18 protein-coding genes are annotated in these 18,340 nt (G+C 70.7%); 14 read left to right on the plus strand and 4 right to left on the minus strand.

Features of this window, described 5'->3' with window-relative positions; translation table 11 throughout:
- Positions 1 to 29: 29 nt before the first annotated feature.
- On the minus strand, positions 30 to 422 hold the full coding sequence (locus tag OG439_RS46500; protein WP_326946710.1) for a TIGR03618 family F420-dependent PPOX class oxidoreductase: 393 nt from the start codon (positions 420 to 422) through the stop codon (positions 30 to 32).
- 158 nt (positions 423 to 580) lie between these two features.
- On the opposite strand from OG439_RS46500, the gene OG439_RS46505 reads away from it, so the two are divergent.
- Positions 581 to 1,786 (plus strand): glycosyl hydrolase family 8, encoded by a 1,206-nt coding sequence (locus tag OG439_RS46505; RefSeq protein WP_326946711.1) that lies wholly within the window; start codon positions 581 to 583, stop codon positions 1,784 to 1,786.
- A 24-nt stretch (positions 1,787 to 1,810) separates the two neighbouring features.
- Positions 1,811 to 2,239, plus strand: a complete 429-nt coding sequence (locus tag OG439_RS46510) for an NADAR family protein (RefSeq protein ID WP_326951795.1) — start codon at positions 1,811 to 1,813, stop codon at positions 2,237 to 2,239.
- On the opposite strand, the gene OG439_RS46515 is transcribed toward OG439_RS46510, so the two are convergent.
- Positions 2,200 to 3,189, minus strand: a complete 990-nt coding sequence (locus tag OG439_RS46515) for a Gfo/Idh/MocA family protein (protein ID WP_326946712.1) — start codon at positions 3,187 to 3,189, stop codon at positions 2,200 to 2,202. The two genes, OG439_RS46510 and OG439_RS46515, sit on opposite strands and share 40 nt — an antisense overlap.
- Positions 3,190 to 3,577: 388 nt before the next feature.
- Here OG439_RS46515 and OG439_RS46520 point away from each other — a divergent pair, with 388 nt between their 5' ends.
- From OG439_RS46520 to OG439_RS46545, 6 genes are read left to right on the plus strand one after another with little or no spacing between them, the layout of a single operon-like run.
- Complete coding sequence (locus tag OG439_RS46520) at positions 3,578 to 4,531, plus strand: ABC transporter substrate-binding protein (RefSeq protein WP_326946713.1); 954 nt, start codon at positions 3,578 to 3,580, stop codon at positions 4,529 to 4,531.
- Positions 4,518 to 5,411 carry an amino acid ABC transporter permease gene (locus OG439_RS46525; protein WP_326946714.1) on the plus strand — a complete coding sequence of 298 codons (894 nt, stop codon included), beginning with the start codon at positions 4,518 to 4,520 and terminating at the stop codon, positions 5,409 to 5,411. The genes OG439_RS46520 and OG439_RS46525 overlap by 14 nt, the downstream gene beginning before the upstream one ends.
- Positions 5,404 to 6,171 (plus strand): amino acid ABC transporter ATP-binding protein, encoded by a 768-nt coding sequence (locus OG439_RS46530; protein ID WP_326946715.1) that lies wholly within the window; start codon positions 5,404 to 5,406, stop codon positions 6,169 to 6,171. The genes OG439_RS46525 and OG439_RS46530 overlap by 8 nt, the downstream gene beginning before the upstream one ends.
- Complete coding sequence (locus OG439_RS46535; RefSeq protein WP_326946716.1) at positions 6,168 to 7,886, plus strand: aminotransferase class V-fold PLP-dependent enzyme; 1,719 nt, start codon at positions 6,168 to 6,170, stop codon at positions 7,884 to 7,886. The genes OG439_RS46530 and OG439_RS46535 overlap by 4 nt, the downstream gene beginning before the upstream one ends.
- Positions 7,887 to 7,938: 52 nt before the next feature.
- Entirely contained in the window at positions 7,939 to 8,325 is a 387-nt protein-coding gene (locus OG439_RS46540; RefSeq protein ID WP_326946718.1) for an effector-associated constant component EACC1, read from the plus strand.
- Positions 8,326 to 8,329: 4 nt separating this feature from the next.
- Positions 8,330 to 9,943, plus strand: a complete 1,614-nt coding sequence (locus tag OG439_RS46545) for a caspase, EACC1-associated type (protein ID WP_326946719.1) — start codon at positions 8,330 to 8,332, stop codon at positions 9,941 to 9,943.
- On the opposite strand, the gene OG439_RS46550 is transcribed toward OG439_RS46545, so the two are convergent.
- Positions 9,931 to 11,103: a macrolide family glycosyltransferase gene (locus tag OG439_RS46550; RefSeq protein WP_326946720.1), complete on the minus strand. Its 1,173-nt coding sequence runs from the start codon at positions 11,101 to 11,103 to the stop codon at positions 9,931 to 9,933. The two genes, OG439_RS46545 and OG439_RS46550, sit on opposite strands and share 13 nt — an antisense overlap.
- Before the next feature lie 274 nt (positions 11,104 to 11,377).
- Between OG439_RS46550 and OG439_RS46555 the strand changes: the two genes are divergently transcribed.
- The 6 genes from OG439_RS46555 to OG439_RS46580 all read left to right on the plus strand — a co-directional run bounded on the left by OG439_RS46555 (position 11,378) and on the right by OG439_RS46580 (position 17,045).
- Positions 11,378 to 12,952 carry an alpha/beta hydrolase gene (locus OG439_RS46555; protein WP_326946721.1) on the plus strand — a complete coding sequence of 525 codons (1,575 nt, stop codon included), beginning with the start codon at positions 11,378 to 11,380 and terminating at the stop codon, positions 12,950 to 12,952.
- A 152-nt stretch (positions 12,953 to 13,104) separates the two neighbouring features.
- Positions 13,105 to 14,013, plus strand: a complete 909-nt coding sequence (locus OG439_RS46560) for an ABC transporter ATP-binding protein (protein ID WP_326946722.1) — start codon at positions 13,105 to 13,107, stop codon at positions 14,011 to 14,013.
- Positions 14,010 to 14,741 carry an ABC transporter permease gene (locus tag OG439_RS46565; protein ID WP_326946723.1) on the plus strand — a complete coding sequence of 244 codons (732 nt, stop codon included), beginning with the start codon at positions 14,010 to 14,012 and terminating at the stop codon, positions 14,739 to 14,741. The genes OG439_RS46560 and OG439_RS46565 overlap by 4 nt, the downstream gene beginning before the upstream one ends.
- Before the next feature lie 51 nt (positions 14,742 to 14,792).
- Entirely contained in the window at positions 14,793 to 15,419 is a 627-nt protein-coding gene (locus OG439_RS46570; RefSeq protein ID WP_247061607.1) for a hypothetical protein, read from the plus strand.
- Positions 15,416 to 15,730: a winged helix-turn-helix domain-containing protein gene (locus OG439_RS46575; RefSeq protein WP_326946724.1), complete on the plus strand. Its 315-nt coding sequence runs from the start codon at positions 15,416 to 15,418 to the stop codon at positions 15,728 to 15,730. The genes OG439_RS46570 and OG439_RS46575 overlap by 4 nt, the downstream gene beginning before the upstream one ends.
- Before the next feature lies 1 nt (position 15,731).
- Positions 15,732 to 17,045 carry a DNA polymerase IV gene (locus OG439_RS46580; RefSeq protein WP_326946725.1) on the plus strand — a complete coding sequence of 438 codons (1,314 nt, stop codon included), beginning with the start codon at positions 15,732 to 15,734 and terminating at the stop codon, positions 17,043 to 17,045.
- Positions 17,046 to 17,107: 62 nt separating this feature from the next.
- Here OG439_RS46580 and OG439_RS46585 read toward each other — a convergent pair whose 3' ends face one another.
- A complete protein-coding gene (locus tag OG439_RS46585; protein ID WP_326946726.1) occupies positions 17,108 to 18,190 on the minus strand; it encodes a glycoside hydrolase family 88 protein in 1,083 nt (360 codons plus the stop codon).
- Positions 18,191 to 18,340: the final 150 nt, after the last annotated feature.

Raw genomic sequence — 18,340 nt, forward strand, 5'->3', positions numbered from 1 at the left:
CCGCCCTAACCACTCACGACAAGCCGGGGTCAGGCGTTGCCGAGGATCCGGTTCACGGCGATTTCGAGGACCACCCGCTGCGGGTTCGGCTTCGGCTGCCGGTAGCGTGCGGCGTAGCGGTTTTCCGCGTCCCGCACCGATTCCGGGTCGTCGCGCAGCACCGCTCGTCCCTCCAAAGTGGACCACTTCGGGCCGTCGAGCTGGCAGACGGCGACGGGGATCCCGTCGGCGCCCGCGGCCCGGATCAGCCGTGCCTTGACGGACGTGTCGAACGTGATCACGCGGGCGAGGCCGGCTTCGAAGTCGACGGTCACGCCGACCGCGACGACGTGCGGGGTGCCGTCCGGGCGGACGGTCGTCAGGGACGCCAGGCGTCGTTCGGTCCAGAAGGCGCGGAAGTCCGCGCCGCGGTCGATCTCCATGTCCCCACGCTAGTCCGTCCGGGCGAGCGGGGGGCCGTGAAACCACTCACGGTAATTGTAAGGAAAGTTTCCTAACAGTCTTGACCAGCTCTTGAACTTTCTGTCACGCTCGGAACCGCTGTCGCCGCAGCCGAAACGATGTCCTTTACGGAGGAGCGATGAAGAAGATCGTCCGGGCGGTGGTGGCCACGGCCGCGCTGGCCGCCGGGCTGCTGAGCGTGCCGACGACCGCGTCCGCGGCCGGCACCCCGTACGTGCCGGGAACCCTGCGGCCCTCGGTCTCGCAGGCCACGCAGGACCAGGTGCTCCAGAAGTACTACGACTTCTGGAAGAAGAACTTCTTGACGACCAAGTGCGGCAGCGGCACCTACGCCGTGCTGTCGAAGGACGCCGACCACTCGTTCGTGGCCGAGGGCGAGGGTTACGGCGTCACGATCTCGGCGATGATGGCCGACAAGGACCCGCAGGCCCGCGCGATCGTCGACGGGATCGTGAAGTTCGTCAAGGCCCACCCGTCGGTCAACAACAAGGACCTGCACGCGGCCGAGCAGGACGCGAACTGCAAGAGCGTCAACGGCAGCGACTCGGCCACCGACGGCGACCTCGAAATCGCGTACGGCCTGCTGATCGCGGACACGAAGTGGGGCAGCACGGGGTCGGTCAACTACAAGGCCGAAGCCGTCCGGATCATCAACGCGATCAAGAAGAGCGAGGTCAACAACAGCACCAAGTTCACGCTGCTGGGTGACTGGGGCAACGACGCGGAGTACAAGAACAGCTCGCGCTCGTCGGACTGGATGCCCGGGCACCTGCGGGCGTTCGCGAAGGCCACCGGGGACAGCTTCTGGGACTCCGTGCGCACCCGGTCGGAGACCGCGGTGAGCCAGCTGCAGTCGCAGTACGCGCCGAACACCGGGCTGCTGCCGGACTTCGTGGTGAACACGAACTCGACGCCGAAGCCGGCGCCGGCGGACTTCCTCGAGGGCGAGTACGACGGCAAGTACAGCTGGAACGCCTGCCGCGACCCGTGGCGCCTCGGCGCGGACGCGATCTCGGCGTCCGGCAGCGCGGCGGCCGCGCAGGTCCGCAAGATGAACACGTGGATCAAGTCCGCGACGGGCGGCGACCCGTCGAAGATCCAGAGCGGCTACTCGCTGTCGGGCACGAAGACCGAGAGCGGCCAGCACCCGTGCTTCACGGCGCCGTTCGCGGTGGCGGCGATGACGGACCCGGGCAGCCAGGCGTGGCTGGACAAGCTGTGGACGTCGATCGCGGCGTTCGCCCCGGACTCGACGGACTACTACGGAACGGGCATCACGGTCCAGGTGCTGCTCATCCTGACCGGCAACTACGTGGCCGCTTAGTCGCACCGGCCGTCCCGCACCGGTATTTCGGGTGCGGGACGGCCGGTTGCGGCCGGTTCCGGGTGCCTCAGCCAGTGGTGGCCGTCGCCGTTCGTCGTCGACGACGTCCGGTTCGCCACCGCCGAGCACTACATGATGTGGCGCAAGGCGAAACTCTTCGGCGACGACGAGGTGGCCGCCCAGGTCGTGGCCGCGGTGCCCCCCAAGCGGGCGAAGGACCTCGGCCGTCGCGTGCGGCGTTTCGACGAGGCGACGTGGGTCGGTGCCCGCCGCGAGATCGTCGTCGACGGCAACGTCGCGAAGTTCACTCAGCATCCCGATCTCTACTTGGCCGCCGACGACCCGCGGACCGGGAACCCGCGCGGCTGGCGGGGGCTGAACCTGCTCGGCTTCGCCCTCGCCGACGTCCGGGCTCAGCTCGGTTCGCGCACGGGGAGCCCGGCCGCGCGGTAGATCGCGTCGATCACGGTCATCGTCCGCACCGCGTCTTCCGCCGACGTCTTCACCGGCGCGCCCTCCAGCACCGCCGCCGCGAAGGCGTCCAGCTGGTAGGCGTACGACGCCCGCCGCGGGAACCGCTCCACGCGGCGGGCGCCGCCGACCCGGACCGTCAGACGGTGGTACACCTGCGGGGACGCGGGGTTGAGTACGCTCAGCGACCCCTGCGAGCCGGTCACCTTCGCGCTGATCTTGAGGACCGAAGACGACCACATCGAGCAGGTGACGCGCCCGGTGTGACCCGACGGGTAACGCAGCTCGGCCGTCATCGCGCGATCGATCCGCGGGTCGCGCAGTTTCGCCTGCGCCGAAACGACTTCCGGGGTTTCACCGCCGAAGATGCGGGCCATGTGGACGGCGTAGCAGCCCGCGTCCATCGTCGCGCCGCCCGCGAGACCGTAGTCGTAGCGGATGTCGGAGAACTTGGGCAGCGGGAAGCACAACGCGGTCTCGACGCGCTGGAGTTCACCCAGCTCGCCGGACGCCACGATCTCCTCCACCCGCAGGGCGAGGGGGTGGTAGCGGTAGTGGAAGGCCTCCATCACAACACGGTCGGACGCCGCGGCCAGGTCGGCGATCTCGCGGGCTTCGGCGGCGTTGGCGGTGAAGGGCTTCTCGCAGAGAACATGCTTGCCGGCTGCTATCGCCGACTTCGTCCACCGGCCGTGGAGCCCGTTCGGCAGCGGGTTGTAGACGGCATCGACGTCCGGGTCGGCGACCAACGCTTCGTAGGACGAATGCACCCGGCCGATGCCGTGCTTGGCCGCAAACGCCTGCGCTCGATCGGCCGACCGCGCGGCGACGGCGACGGCCACGACCTCGACATCGGAGTGGTGGGCGGCGGGCTTGATCAGGGCGGTGGGTGCGATCCGGGCCGCACCCAGGATGCCGATCCGCAGACTCATGGGCGCGAAGCTAGCACCGGCGGGTTTGGGCTCGATCGGTCGCCTGGTCGCCCGGTCGCGCGCTCGCCTATCGGCTGTGCGAACGGCCCGTTCGTGCTGTTTCGGTCGCGAACGGGCCATTGGTGCTGGCTGCCGCTCGCCGGTTCAAGTGCGCGAACGGCTCGTGGGCGCCTCGGCGGTGGTCGCGATCGGGCCGTTCGGGCCCTGCCGGCCGTCGCCAACGGGCCGTTCGCCCCCGGCCGTCACCAGCGGGCCGTTCGCTCACCTCGCCGGCCGCGAACCGCCCTTCGTGACAGCCAGTGGCCGACCAAGCCAGATTTCAACAGACAGTTGACCTCTTCAACAACGAGTTGTACCGTTCCCGCCAGCCGAACAGTGGAGGTCCGCTATGTCCCGTTCCCGTGCAGTCCAGGTGGTGTTGCTCGCGAGCCTGGCCGTCCTGGTGACCGCCTGTGGTGGGGGCCCCGACGGTGCCGGCGGGACGTCGCAGGCTCCCGGGGCGCCCGCGTCCGGCGGCATTCCCGATACCGCCGCGATCGTCCAAGGTGTGCAGAAGGATGCCCAGCTCAACGCTGCTCTCCCGGCGAACGTCAAGCAGGCTGGGGTGCTGCATCTGGCCTCGAACCTGCAGTCCGCGCCCAACAACTTCTACGCCGCCGACGGCAAGACGCCGATCGGGTACGAGGTTGATCTCGCCAAGGCGATCGCCGCCAAGCTCGGCGTGACCGTGACGCACCAGGACATGGCCTTCGGCTCGCTCATCACCAGCCTCCAGTCCGGCCGCATCGACCTCACCATGGCCGGGATGAACGACACCAAGGCCCGCCAGGCCCAGATCGACTTCGTCGACTACTTCACCTCCGGCATCACGATCATGACCCGCAAGGGCAACCCGGACGGCATCACCGGGCCGGACGCCTTGTGCGGCAAGAACGTCGCCGTCGTGCAGGGGACCAGTCACCAGAAGTTCGCCGCGACGCAGAGCACGAAGTGCACTCAGGCCGGGAAGCCCGCCGTCAACGTCACGGCGACCGACAGCGACAACCAGAACCAGAACCAGCTGCGCACCGGCCGTGTCGCGGCGATCCTCAACGACCTGCCCAGCGCCGTCTACATCTCGAAGACGGCGGGGGACGGCAAGTTCTTCGAGGTCGTCCCGGGTGAGCCGATCGAAGGCGGGCCCTACGGCATCGGCGTCAACAAGCAGAACAAGCCGCTGACCGACTCCGTGCAGAAGGCGCTGCAGGCGCTCGTCGCCGACGGCACCTACGGCAAGATCCTGCAGGCCTGGGGGGTCGACCAGGGGGCGATCAAGGAGGTCGCGATCAATGGCGGCTCCTGAACCGGCCGGGATCGAACCACTGCCGATCGTCCGGCTCCGGCACTGGGGCCGGTGGGTCGCCGCCGTCGTGATCCTCGCGCTGCTCGTGCTGCTGGGCGTCGCCCTCGGCAACGCGCAGATCGAGTGGAGCCAGGTCCCGGACTTCGTCTTCTTCAAGGTGATGGCGACCGGGCTGCTCAACACCGTCGTCCTCGCCGTGCTGTCGCAGGCCGTCGCGATCGTGCTCGGCATCGTCATCGCCCTGCTGCGCCGCAGCGCCAACCCGGTCGCCCGGTGGTTCGCCGCCGGCTACATCTGGATCTTCCGCGGCCTGCCGGTGCTGCTGCAGATCCTGCTCTGGTACAACCTGGCGCTCGTCTTCCCGGTCATCCACATCCCGTTCCTGGTCGACGCGCAGACGAACGTGCTGATCAGCGCGTTCACCGCGGCGTTCCTCGGCTTGGCGCTCAACGAGAGCGCCTACATGGCCGAGATCGTGCGGGCCGGGCTGAACAGCGTCGACAGCGGACAGACCGAAGCCGCGAAGTCGATCGGCATGACGCCGGCCGCGACGCTGCGCCGGGTCGTGCTGCCGCAGGCGATGCGCGTGATCATCCCACCGACCGGCAACGACTTCATCAACATGCTCAAGGGGACGTCGATGGCGTCGGTGATCGGCGTGACCGAGCTGATCCACGCGGCCAACAACATCTCGTCGAACAACCTGCTGGTCATGGAGACGCTGCTGGCCGCGGCCGTCTGGTACATGGTCGTGGTGACCGTCGCCGGGGTCGGCCAGCACTACCTGGAACGCGCGTTCGGCCAAGCCGACCGCGGGCCGCTTTCCCGCGCCGGCAAGGCGTTGCGCGGCGTGCCGCTGGTGAGGAGTGCCCGTGTCTGAGCAACTGCTTCGCGCCGTCGGCGTCAAGAAGTCCTACGGCCACACCGAAGTCCTCGGCGGCATCGACCTGGAGGTCCACAAGGGACAGGTCGTCTGCCTGCTCGGGCCGTCCGGCGCCGGGAAGAGCACCTTCCTGCGCTGCATCAACCACCTGGAGACGATCGACGCCGGCCAGATCTGGGTCGACGGCGAGCCGATCGGCTACCGGCAACGCGGCGGCAAGCTGTACGAGCTGCGCGAACGCGACGTCGCCCGCCAGCGCCGCGACATCGGCATGGTGTTCCAGCGGTTCAACCTGTTCGCGCACCGGACGGCGCTGGAGAACGTCGTCGAGGGGCCGATCCGGGTACTGGGCCGCAAATCGGACGAGGCGCGCAAGCAGGGCCTCGAGCTGCTCGACCGCGTCGGCCTCGCCCACCGCGGCGACGCCTACCCGGCGCAGCTGTCCGGCGGGCAGCAGCAGCGCGTCGCGATCGCGCGGTCGCTGGCGATGAAACCGAAGCTGATGCTGTTCGACGAGCCGACGTCGGCGCTGGACCCGGAGCTGGTCGGCGAGGTGCTCGAAGTGATGAGTACGTTGGCGGGGGAGGGGATGACGATGGTCGTCGTGACGCACGAGATGAGCTTCGCCGCGGAGGCCGCCGACGAGGTGGTGTTCCTGGCCGACGGCGCCGTCGTCGAGACCGGGCCGCCGAGTGAGGTACTGAGCGCGCCGAAGCACGAACGCACCCGGCAGTTCCTGGCGAGGATCCTCGCGTGACGCGGATTTCGCCCCGGTACCTGCTCCAGTTCGACGAGCCCGCCGGCTACCTCGACTTCGCCCGGTTCGGCCCGCCGTCCCACGCGGTGCTCGACACGACGGCCGCGCTGCTCGACCAGGCCACCACCGCCGGTCCGTCCACTGTGGACGAGCTGATGCGGCAGGAGATCCGGGCCAAGGCCGCCGCCGCGCGGCTGTCCGGCTCGGACACCGACCACACGGTCCTGCTGCCGAACACGAGCCTCGGGCTGTTCCAGGCCGCGTTCCACAGCAGTGGCGAGGTCCTGGTGTCGGCCGCGGAGTTCCCGGCCAACACCTACCCGTGGGCCCGCGCCGAACAGGCCGGACGGCTCAAGCTGCGCCGCCTGACCGGCGGATACGTGACGCCCGAGCGCGTCGCGGAGGCGTTGACGCCGGAGATCACCACCGTCAGCGTCAGCGCCGTCGACTTCCGCACCGGCTTCCGCGCCGACCTCGCCGCGCTGCGCGACGTCGTCGGCGACCGGCTGCTGGTCGTCGACGGCATCCAGGGCTTCGGCGTCATCGAGGCGCCGTGGGAGGTCGCGGACGTCCTGGTCGTCGGCGGCCAGAAGTGGCTGCGAGCGGGCTGGGGCACCGGCTTTGCGGTGCTGTCGGACCGGGCGCTGGACCGGATGGACCCGGTGCTGTCGGGCTGGACCGGCGCGCGTGACCCCGGCCTGTTCGACGACGAGATCCACCCGCCGGACGTCTCCGCCCAGGCCTGGTCGATCTCCAACCTCAGCCCGATCACGTCCGGCGCGTTCGCCGAGGCCCTGGAGCTGGTCGAAGACGCCGGCGTCGGCGCCATCGCCGCCCGCATCGCCGAGCGGATCGGGTCCTTCGAGGAGGTGCTGGCCTCCTGCGGCGCCGAAGTCGTCTCGGCGACCGGACGGCGGGCCGGGATCCTGGCGTTCACGCTGCCCGGCCACCCGGCTGAGCAGGTCGGCGCGGCGCTGGCCACCGCCGGGATCGCCGCAACTGTCCGGCCCGAGCACGTCCGGTTGTCGCCGCACGCGTCCACGCCGGCGGCCGCGGCGGACCTGCTCCGCGAGGCGTTGGAGACGCTGACCAAGCCCCGGGAGCCCTTGGCCATCCCGGCCGCCGGCGCGACGACGCACGAGGTGCTGACCGCGCTGGTGCCGGCGATCCCCGGGCTGGCGGCGATGCTGGGCCCGGGCAACGAGGTGCTGCTGCACGACCTGAGCCGGCTGCCGGACTCCATCGTCGCGATCGCGGGTGACCTGACCGGCCGCAACGTGGGCGGCCCGATGACCGACCTGCTGCTCGGCCTGGTCCGCCGCGGCACGACGCAGGACCTGACGAACTACCGCACCCACGGCCCGGACGGCCGCGCGATCCGGTCGTCGACGCTCTTCCTGCGTGACGCCGACGGTGTCGCGGTCGGCTGCCTGTGCGTCAACAGCGTCGACGCGGCCGCTTCGGCGGGCGGCAACGGCGAGCCGGAGACTTTCCCACCGGATGTCGACAGCCTGCAACGGTTCCTGGTCGACCGGGCGATCGGCAAGGCCGGGATCCCGGTGGACCTGATGAAGAAGCGCCACAAAGCCGGTGTGGTGCGCGAACTCGACGAGGCGGGGTACTTCTTGATCAAGGACGCGGTCGACCACCTCGCCGGGCGGTTGGACGTGACGCGCTACACGATCTACAACTACCTCAACGAAATCCGCGCCTGAGGCTGCCCGATCGGACCTTGTCCGCGCCCCCGGCGGGGCGGACGATGTGGCGATGACCGAACCGGACACGCGGCGGGCGCTGCTGCGGCTGGAGGCGGACGACGAGGCCGACGCCGAGGAGCTGGACCGGCTGGCCCGGCGGTTGCGCGCCGAGCTGGCCGAGCTGGACCTCGACGTGCTCGCCGCCGTCCCGGCCGGGGAGCCGCCGCCCGGGGCGAAGGCCGCCGACCCGGTGACGATCGGCTCGCTCGTGGTGGCCTTCAGCGCGGCCGGCGGGGTGTTCCCCGGGCTGGTCGAGACGCTGCGCGAGTGGCTCGGGCGGCAGGCGGGCAAGCACCGGATCACGGTGACCGTCGACGGCGACACCGTCGAGCTGGAACGCGCCACCGCGGCCGAGCGGCAGCAGCTGATCGACGCCTTCGTCCGACGGCACGGCTAGGGCCGTGGCCGCCCGGCACGCGCTGCTGATCGCGACCGAGACGTACACCGACCCGGCGCTGCGGCGGCTGACCGCGCCCGGCGGCGACGCCCGCGCGCTGGCGGAGGTGCTCAGCGACCCGGAGATCGCCGGCTTCGAGGTCACGACGCTGGTCGACCAGCCGCACCACGTCGTCGGCGAGGCGATCGGCGAGTTCTACCGCGGCCGCCGCCGCGACGAGCTGACGTTGCTGTACTTCACCGGCCACGGCGTGAAGGACGACGACGGCAGTCTCTACCTGGCGATGGCCAACACCCGCCGCGACAGCCTGATGTTCACCGCGCTGGCGGCGGAGCAGGTGGACCGCGCGATGGCGGGCTGCGCGTCGCGGCAGAAGGTGCTGGTGCTGGACTGTTGTTACAGCGGCGCGTTCCCGTCCGGGAAGCTCGCGAAGGCGGGCACGGACGTGCACACGCTGGAGCGGTTCCAGGGCCGCGGTCGCGCGGTGCTGACGGCGTCCGACGCGACGCAGTACTCGTTCGAGGGTGATGAAGTGGTCGGCTCGGCGGCCCGTTCGGTGTTCACCCGGCACCTGGTGGCGGGCTTGCGCGACGGCAGCGCGGACCTCGACGGCGACGGCGACGTCACGGTCGACGAGCTGTACAGCTACGTCCACGAGCACGTGGTGGCGGAGATGCCCCGGCAGCGGCCGAAGCACCAGTCCGATGTGGAGGGTCGCATCGTGCTGGCGCGCAACCCGCACTGGGCGTTGCCGGAGTACCTGAGGCACGGCCTGGCGAGCCCGATCGCGGCGGACCGGCTGACGGCGCTGGAGGGTCTGGTGCGGCTCAACCGGGTGGGCAACAGCGTGGTGAAGGCCCGCACGGAGAAGGAGATCCGCCGCCTGGTGGACGACGACAGCCGGATGGTCTCGGCGACGGCCCGGACGTGGGCGCGAGCGGCGGAGGAGGCGACGCGGGTCACGGAGGGCACGCCGCCGCCACCGGTCGAGGCGGCGGTTTCGCCGGGTGTTCCGGTCGGCTCGGTCGACGAGGTGGCCCAGGTCGCGGCGACCTCGGCACTTCAGCAGCCGTCGGCTGCCGAAGTGCCCGAAGCGGAGCTGGAAGCCGGAGCCGCGCCCGGGATCGCACCACCGGCCCCGAAGCCGGCACCGGTGGTGCCGCAGACGACACCATCGGCGCCGAAGTCGGCAACTCCGGTAAGGACGACTCCGGCAAGGGCAACTCCGGTTCCGAAGCCGCCGACGACGACAACTCCGGCAAGGGCGACTCCGGCTCCGAAACCGCCGACGACGACAACTCCGGCAAGGGCGACTCCGGCACGGACAACTCCGGCTTCGAAGCCGCCGGCGACGACCCCGGTACCGCGAGCATCTCGGTCGAAACCGGCGGGACCGTCCGCCGGAGGCACGATCCCGCCGGATCCCGCCATCCCCGGTCGTCGCGGCCCGGCCCGCGACGCGCGGTTCTACCTGGGCACCGCCTGTCTCGTCCTCGTCTTGATCACGGCGCTCGGCTTCGGCGGTGTCGGCGGTGCGCTGATCCTCCTGCTCGCCATGATCTTCGTGGTCTTCCTCGTGATCGGCGTCGCCAATCTCCTCCGCCGTCAGTCCAAGTAGGACTCCACCGCGTCCGCCGCCGCGGCTACTCCGCCGTGGCCGCGGATCTCCGCCTTCAGCTTCGCGAGCCGGGAACCGACCGAAGGTGACGACGACACCTCGTCGACCGCCTTCCGCAACGACTCCGCGGTCACCGAGGAAGCCGGCAGGTGCCGCCCGACACCCAGGGCCTCCAGCTGGGCCGCGTTGCCGAACTGGTCCGCGGCCTGCGGGATCGCGACCGTCGGGACGCCGAACCACAGCGACTCCGTCGCGCCGCCCATGCCGGCGTGCGTGATGAACGCCGACGCCGCCTCCAGCACGGCCAGCTGCGGCACGCTCTCGAACAGCTCCACCGAGGATGGCAATGGTCCCAAGGCGTCCGGCGAGACGTGCTTGCCGATCGACATCACGACGTGCCAATCCGATGCGAACGCCTCGACGCACGCCCGGTAGACGTCGAGCTGGTCGTTGAACGCCGTGCCGAACGACACCAGCAGCACACGACGTCCCGAAGCCGGTGGTTTCCACGACCGGTCCGCCAGCCGGGACGGGTCCAGGCACGGCCCCACGAACCGGACGTGGTCCCCGACGCGATCCGCGTGCGGCTGCATCGCCCGCGGGATGAGCGACAGGACCTGCGGCGGGTGTCCGATCCAGTCCCAGGCGTCCGCGACGATCCCGTTCGCCCGCAGCCACGCGGTGTACGTCGCGGCGTAGTCCACACCGGACGGTGACGCCTTGATCGGGGCCAGCACCTCGGCCATGTCCTCGTCGTAGCCGTCCCAGGCCACCAGCGTCGGCGACAGCTGCACGGCCGGGACGCCGTACCGCTCGCCGAGGACCGGCGCGCCCAGGCCGCCGATGTCGTACAGCAGCAGGTCGGGCCGGTCTTCGTCGAACACCGACGTCAACCGCGGGTGGATCGCGATCGCCTCGTCGAGGAAGACGCGCATCGCGTCGGCCGGGTCGTCCGGCCAGACGGCGGCCTCGCCGAGCGGGAAGATCGTCGGGTGCTCGACCACGGACGCGCCGGTCGGCGACACCAGCCCGGCCAGCGGCGCGCCGACGACGTAGGACACGCGGTGCCCGCGGCGGACCAGCTCGGTGATGACGCCGAGCGACGGGTAGACGTGGCTCGGCGCGGTGCAGCCGACCATGACGATGTGCTTGCGCAGCATGAGTCTCCTTCAAGAGGAAGAAGGGCAGACGGCGCGCAGGTGAAGGGGGACCGGCCCGGTACGCGGGCGGTCCTGCGGTCACGCCGTCTCAGACGCGGCGGAGGCGGATGAAGTAGATCATGACCGGCACCGTACGGGATGTCCGATTCGGCGCGCCACCCGATTTCCTCCTTTCGTAGGGCATTCGCCGACGGGCAACCGTTTGCGGTACCTGCGGCCCGGAGGCGGGTCTAGGGTTCACCCGCTTTCGTCGGAGCCGAAAAGGGAGAAAACAGTGAGACGTGCTGTAATCGCCGCGGTGGCCGCCGCCGCGCTGGCGTCCGCGCTCGTGGCCGCGCCGGCCGCGGTCGCCGCGCCCGCGCCGGCCGCCGCGTCGATCGCCTGGGGGCCGTGTACCGACCCGACGCTGGTCACCGCCGGCGCCGAATGCGGGTACCTGGCGGTCCCGCTCGACTACTCGAAGCCGAACGGCGAGCAGGTCCAGCTCGCCGTCAGCCGCGTCAAGCACAAGGTCGCGGACGCCCAGTACCAGGGCGTCATGCTGACCAACCCGGGCGGCCCCGGCGGCTCCGGCCTGCTGCTGGCCACCCGCGGCCCGAAGGTGCCGAACCACGCGGGCGACGCCTACGACTGGATCGGCTTCGACCCGCGCGGGGTCGGCGCGAGCAAGCCCGCGCTGTCGTGCGATCCGAACTACATGACCTACGACCGGCCGGAGTACGTGCCGGTGACGCCGCAGCTCGAGCGGACCTGGCTGGCCAAGGCCAAGGGTTACGCCGACGCGTGCGCCAAGAACAACTCGCGCGCGCTGCTGCAGAACATGAAGACGACCGACACGGTCAAGGACATGGACTCCATCCGCAAGGCGCTGGGCCAGAAGCAGCTGAACTTCTACGGCTACTCCTACGGCACCTACCTCGGCCAGGTCTACGGCACGCTGTTCCCGCAGAACGTGCGCCGGATGATCCTCGACTCGACCGTCGACCCGCGTGGCGTCTGGTACGGCGACAACCTGAACCAGGACGTCGCGTTCGACGTCAACATCCGGATCTGGTTCGGCTGGCTCGCCCAGCACGACGACGTCTACCACCTGGGCAAGACGCAGCCGGCCGTGCAGCGCGTCGTGAACGAGCAGCTGCTGAAGCTGGCGCTGCACCCCGCGGGCGGGGTCATCGGCTCGGACGAGCTGATCGACGTCATCCAGCAGGCGTCCTACTACCAGCTGCGCTGGACGCTGCTCGGCGACGCGCTGTCGAAGTTCGTCAACAACGGTGACGTGGCGACGATGAAGTCGCTGTTCGAGGCGTTCGGCGGCCTCGGCGACGACAACGGCTACGCGGTCTACCTCGCCGTCCAGTGCTCGGACGTCCAGTGGCCGACCAGCTGGAACCAGTGGAAGGCCGACAACTGGAAGACGTTCGCCAAGGCGCCGTACTTCACCTGGCAGAACGCCTGGTACAACGCGCCGTGCCTGAACTGGCCGGTGAAGCCGGGCACGCCGACGAAGGTCGACGGCCACGGCGTGCAGAGCGTGCTGATGATCGACGAGACGCTGGACGCGGCGACGCCGTTCCCGGGCAGCCTCGAGGTCCGCAGCCGCTTCCCGGGCGCGTCGCTGATCGCCGAGCCGGGTGGCACGAGCCACGCGATCACCCCGCGCGGCAACGCGTGCGTCGACAACAAGATCGCCGACTACCTGGCGACGGGCGCGCTCCCGGCCCGCAAGCCGGGCCGCACGGCCGACGTCGAGTGCGCCCCGCTGCCCCAGCCGACGCCCCCGGCGCCGGCTCCGGCTGCTTCGGCCAAGGCCGACACGCAGGGCCTGGTTTCGGGCCGGTTCACCGGCTGACCTGCGGTAACCGCTGAAAGCGGGGTGTCGGGCCCAGGGCCCGGCACCCCGCTTTTGTGCGCTCTCCCGCACCGGGGGCTTTGAAGTTGAGCGGACTTTGTGTTACAAAGTCCGCAGCGACTTTGCGATTCAAAGTTCACGAAGGGGGACCCATGGACACCGGACCGGCGTTCGCGCTCCACGGCCTGACCAAGCGGTTCGGGGCGGTCACGGCCGTCGCCGATGTGTCGGTCGAGGTGGCGCGCGGGGAGGTCGTCGCGCTGCTCGGGCCGAACGGCGCGGGCAAGTCGACCACCGTCGACATGCTGCTGGGGCTGACCAAGCCGGACGCGGGGGAGGTCGTCGTCGGGGGCGGGAGCCCGCGCGAGGCGGTCGACCGGGGGCTGGTCGGCGCGATGATGCAGAACGGCGCGCTGCTGCCGGACGTCACCGTCGGCGAGATCGTCGCGCTGGTCGTCTCGACGCACGCCAAGCCACTGCCCGCGGCCGAGGTGATCGCCCGGGCCGGCCTCCAGAACCTCGTGAAACGCCGTTGCGGCAAGCTTTCCGGCGGCGAGCGGCAGCGTGTGCGGTTCGCGCTCGCCCTGGCGGGCGACCCGCGGCTGCTCGTGCTCGACGAGCCCACCGCCGCGATGGACGTCGACGGGCGGCGGTCCTTCTGGGCGTCCATCCGCGCCTTCGCCGACGCCGGCCGCACCGTGGTGTTCGCGACGCACTACCTGGCCGAGGCCGAGGACTACGCCGACCGCGTCGTGCTGATGCGCCACGGCAAGGTCGTCGCCGACGGCCCGGTCGCCGAGGTCCGGGCCGCGGTGTCCGGGCGCGTGCTGAAGGCCGTCGTGCCCGGCGCCGGCGAGAGCGACCTCGCCGCGCTCCCGGGCGTCACGAGCGTGCAGATCCGCGCCGGCCGCGCCGAGCTGGCCTGCGCCGACTCCGACGCCGCGATCCGCGGCCTGCTCGCCGCGCACCCGCTCGCCGCCGACATCGAAATCACCGCGCTCGGCCTGGAAGAGGCGTTCCTCGCCCTCACCGCCGACGAGACCGAAGGAGCCGTCGCGTGAACACGACGTACCTGAGCCTGGAGATCAAGCGGATCGTCCGCAGCCCGCAGTTCACCATCTTCACCATCGGCATGCCGGTGGCCATGTTCCTGCTGTTCGGCTCGATCTTCGGCAAGCTCGTCGCGCCGAACGGCCTCCCGGCGGACGTCCAGACCATGATCAACCTCGCCGCGTACGGCGCGAGCGGCGGCGCCCTGTTCACCGGCACGAGAGTGGCGCAGGAACGCACCGACGGCTGGCAGCGGCAACTGCGCCTGACGCCGATGCGCGGCCCCGGCTACCTGGTCGTCAAGGTCATCTCGGCCATGGCCGTCGCGCTGCCGGTGCTCGTGGTGGTGTTCGCCGCGGGCCTGGCGATGGGGGTGCAGATGAGCGCCGCGCAGTGGGGCCTGGTCCTGGTGTCGCTGTGGCTCGGCACGCTCCCGTTCGCCGTGCTCGGCCTGGCCATCGGCCTGTTCGGCAAGGGTGACACGGTCGGCGCGGTCACCGGCGCGCTGATGATGCCGCTGGGCATGCTCGGCGGCCTGTGGATCCCGCTCTACGTCCTCCCGGACTGGATGGCCACGCTCGCCCACTTCTTCCCGACGTTCTGGCTCGGCCGGGTCGGGCTGGAACCGCTCGCCCACGCGGGCGGGATGGGCCTGGCGGCGCTGGTGCTGGCGGGCTGGCTGATCGTCCCGGCCCTCGTGGTGGTGCGCCGGTTCCGGCTGGACACGGCGCGGCTGTGAATGCGTGTTAACTTCCGTGCAGTATCGCGGGGTCTGCACGGGAGGGTGATCATGGTGGACGACGAACCGTTGTCGGCGGAAGAGTCGCTGAACCTGATCGCCCAGCAGAACCGGCGGATGCGCCGGGAACTGGGCGGGGGCCCGGCGCGCATCCTGGCGGCGTGGGCCCTCGCCTGGCTGATCGGCTGGGGCTTCACCTACTACGCCACCCAATCCGGTGACGCCGTGCCCGTCTGGATCGGCGGCATCGTCGTCCCGGTCCTGTTCTTCGGCGCCGTCGGCTACACGATCTACGTCACCGCGCGCGCCGGGCGCGGGCTGCGGGGACCGTCCCGCATCACCGGGGCGATGTACGGCTGGAGCTGGTGCCTCGGGTCGATCGGGCTGACGGTCGTCGACATCCGGATCACGAGCTTCGGCACGCTGACCCCCGACCAGATCTCCCTGATGTGGACCGGGACGTGGCTGTTGCTGACGGGCGTCATGTACATGGCGGGCGGCACGATCTGGCAGGACCGGATGATGTACGGCCTCGGCGCGTGGATGCTCGTCTCGGCCGCGTTGAGCGTCCTCGTCGGCTACCCGGCGAACTTCCTCGTGCTCACCGTCTGCGGCGGCGGTGGGTTCCTGCTCGGCGCGATCGTGTACTTCGTGCGTGAGAAGTCCGGTCGCCGATGAGCGATCCGCTGCCGCAGCTCGACCCCGTCATCCACGCCCAGGCGCGGCTGCGGGTCACGGTCGCGCTGGCCGGGCTGCACTCGAGTGACCAGATCACCTTCCCGCGGCTGCAGCAGCTGCTCGACATGACGGCCGGCAACCTCTCGACGCACCTGCGCAAGCTCGAGGACGCCGAGTACGTCGAGATCACGAAGGCCTACGAACACCGCACGCCCGTCACGCTGGTCCGGCTGACCGCCGCCGGGCGGGCCGCGTTCGAGAGCTACACGAAGGCCCTGCACCAGCTGCTGGACGCGACCGGCGGGGACTGACGTGGCCCGCTGGGTGATCCACCTCGACCTGGACGCCTTCTACGCCTCGGCCGAGCAGCTCACCCGGCCGACGCTGGCCGGGCGTCCCGTCCTCGTCGGCGGCGCCGGGCCCCGCGGCGTCGTCGCGGGCGCGAGCTACGAGTCCCGCGCGTTCGGCATCCACTCGGCCATGCCGATGGCGCAGGCCCGGCGGCTGCTGCCGGCCAACGGCGTGATCGTGCCGCCGCGGTTCCGCGTGTACGAGCGGCTCAGCCAGGAGGTCTTCACCGTCGTCACGTCGGTGGCGCCGGTGCTGGAGAAGATCTCCCTCGACGAGGCGTTCGCCGAGCCGCCTTCGCTCGTGGGTGCTTCGCTCGAAGCGGTGACGTCGTTCTGCGCGTCGCTGCGGGCGCGGATCCAGTCCGAGACGGGCCTGGTGGCGTCGATCGGCGCGGGCAACGGGAAGCAGATCGCGAAGATCGCCTCCGACGAGGCCAAGCCGGACGGGCTGCTGGTCGTGCCGCAGGGCACCGAACGCGAGTTCCTGGCGCCGCTGCCGGTGCGCGCGCTGTGGGGGATCGGCCCGGTCGCCGAGGGCAAGCTGCGGTTCATCGGCGTCCAGACGCTGGGGCAGCTGGCGGCACTGTCCGAAAAGGACGCCGTCGGCACGCTGGGTGGCGTGGTCGGGCGCGACCTGCGTCTGCTGGCCACCGGCTTCGACGACCGCCCGGTCGCCGACCGCGGCGAGACCAAGCAGGTCAGCGCCGAGACGACGTTCGACATCGACATCAAGGACCTGGCGACGCTGCGCGAGCAGGTGCGGCGGATCGCGGTGGGCGCGCACCAGCGGCTGGTCAAGGCCGAGCGCGTGGCCCGCACGGTGGTGATCAAGCTGCGGCACACCGACATGCACACGGTGACCCGCTCCGAGACGATCTCCGCGCCGACGGACGACCTGGCGGAGCTGGCCGCGACGGCGGAACGGCTCCTGCTGGACCCCGCGGAGTTCGGCGGCATCCGGCTGGCGGGCGTCGCGTACAGCGGTCTTTCGGTGCCGCACCAGGACGCGCTGTTCACCCTGGCCGTCCCGGAAACTCCGTCTTCGACGGTGGTCACCCCCGCCGCCCCGGCTACTCCCGCGCCACCGCCGTCGACCTGGCGCCAAGGCGACGACGTGGTCCACGAAGAGCACGGCACGGGCTGGGTCCAGGGGGCAGGCCACGGCCGCGTCACGGTCCGCTTCGAGCACCGCACAAGCGGCCCCGGCCGCGCGAAAACGTTCCTCCAGGACGACCCGGCCCTACGCCGCGGCGAACCCGGCGACTGCCTGCGGTGAAAGTCCGTGAATGCCACATTGAGGGACATAGTGTCCCTCAATGTGGCATTCACGGACTTCGGCTACTCGGCGGAGCAGCCTTGCAGTTTGGCGACCTCTTGGCCGGCCAGCAGGAACGCGCCGACGCCGTAAGCCGCGGTGTCCGTGGCCTTCGCGGTGGCCGGGCGGTCGCCGACGCCCTGGACGTAGCCCACCAGGCCGTTGGGCTGCAACGCCTTCGTCGACAGCGCCGTCCACGCCTTGTCGACGACCGGGCGGTACTTCGCGGCGGGGAGGATGCCCGCGTTGACGCCCCAGCCGATGCCGTACGCGAAGAACGCCGTGCCGCTGCTCTCCGGGCCGCCGTGGTCGAACGGGTTCAGCAGGTCCGAGTTCCAGAAGCCGTCACGCCGCTGCAGCAGGGACAGCGAAAACGCCATCTTCTTGTACACCCGCAAGTATTCCGCGCGGTGCGGGTCGGTGGCGGGCAGGGCCTGCAGCACCTTCGCCAGCGCCGCCAGGGCCCAGCCGTTGCCGCGCGACCAGAACACACCCGAGCCGGTGAACCGCGCGTCGCGGTACCACAGGCCGGTCAGCTCGTTGAACAGCTTGTGTTCCGACGACTTGAACAGCTTGTCCATCGCGTCCACATAGGACTGATCATGGTCGATGACGCTCATCCGCGCGAACGACGGCATCGCCATGTTCAGCGCGTCGACGTAGTTCCAGTAGTCCTTGTGGCCCGCCTGCACCGAAGCGACCTCGTCCTTGATCCGGGTGCGGATCGAGTCGAGCGAGATCTCCGGGTGGAAGTAGGTGTAGAGGTCCAGGTAGGCCTCGCCGGCCGCTTGGTCGTCCGGGAAGAACGGCCGCTTCGGGTCCTGCGGCAGCTGGTAGTTCGCGGCCTCGGCCCAGGGGAGCGTCTTGTGGTTGGACTGGCCGGTGGTCCGGACCAGCGCCAGGTTGCCGACGTGGAACGTCGCGTTCTGCCAGTCGATCGCGTCGAGGTTCGTGCCGTCGGCCACCCAGTAGTCGCCGGCGGCGACCATCTGGTCCGCGACGGCGCAGTCCGCGGCGGCCGCGGTGGCCACCGGCGCGGACAGCAGCCCGCCGGTCAGCGTCACGGCCGCGAGCACGCCGAAGCCGCGAATTCCCGGGAAACGCATGGGAGCGTCCTCCTCAAAGATCGGTTCGGGGGTCCGGGTGGCGGAGCCCCCGGCCAGGGGCGAAGCCCCTGATGTTCGAGCAGGTCGTGGCGGCGGCGACCACCCACCCGGCGGCCGTTCGCCAGCGAGTGTTCAGGCTTCCCGCTGGAC

The sequence above is a fragment of the Amycolatopsis sp. NBC_01307 genome (genome assembly GCF_035975215.1).
In the GTDB taxonomy this organism is placed as follows: domain Bacteria; phylum Actinomycetota; class Actinomycetes; order Mycobacteriales; family Pseudonocardiaceae; genus Amycolatopsis.

Excerpts from the sequence above, each read along its gene's own strand:
- OG439_RS46500 (WP_326946710.1), bottom strand. The coding sequence starts at position 422 with ATGGAGATCGACCGCGGCGCGGACTTCCGCGCCTTCTGGACCGAACGA.
- OG439_RS46505 (WP_326946711.1), top strand. The coding sequence starts at position 581 with ATGAAGAAGATCGTCCGGGCGGTGGTGGCCACGGCCGCGCTGGCCGCC.
- OG439_RS46515 (WP_326946712.1), bottom strand. The coding sequence starts at position 3,189 with ATGAGTCTGCGGATCGGCATCCTGGGTGCGGCCCGGATCGCACCCACC.
- OG439_RS46520 (WP_326946713.1), top strand. The coding sequence starts at position 3,578 with ATGTCCCGTTCCCGTGCAGTCCAGGTGGTGTTGCTCGCGAGCCTGGCC.
- OG439_RS46525 (WP_326946714.1), top strand. The coding sequence starts at position 4,518 with ATGGCGGCTCCTGAACCGGCCGGGATCGAACCACTGCCGATCGTCCGG.
- OG439_RS46540 (WP_326946718.1), top strand. The coding sequence starts at position 7,939 with ATGACCGAACCGGACACGCGGCGGGCGCTGCTGCGGCTGGAGGCGGAC.
- OG439_RS46550 (WP_326946720.1), bottom strand. The coding sequence starts at position 11,103 with ATGCTGCGCAAGCACATCGTCATGGTCGGCTGCACCGCGCCGAGCCAC.
- OG439_RS46560 (WP_326946722.1), top strand. The coding sequence starts at position 13,105 with ATGGACACCGGACCGGCGTTCGCGCTCCACGGCCTGACCAAGCGGTTC.
- OG439_RS46570 (WP_247061607.1), top strand. The coding sequence starts at position 14,793 with ATGGTGGACGACGAACCGTTGTCGGCGGAAGAGTCGCTGAACCTGATC.
- OG439_RS46575 (WP_326946724.1), top strand. The coding sequence starts at position 15,416 with ATGAGCGATCCGCTGCCGCAGCTCGACCCCGTCATCCACGCCCAGGCG.
- OG439_RS46585 (WP_326946726.1), bottom strand. The coding sequence starts at position 18,190 with ATGCGTTTCCCGGGAATTCGCGGCTTCGGCGTGCTCGCGGCCGTGACG.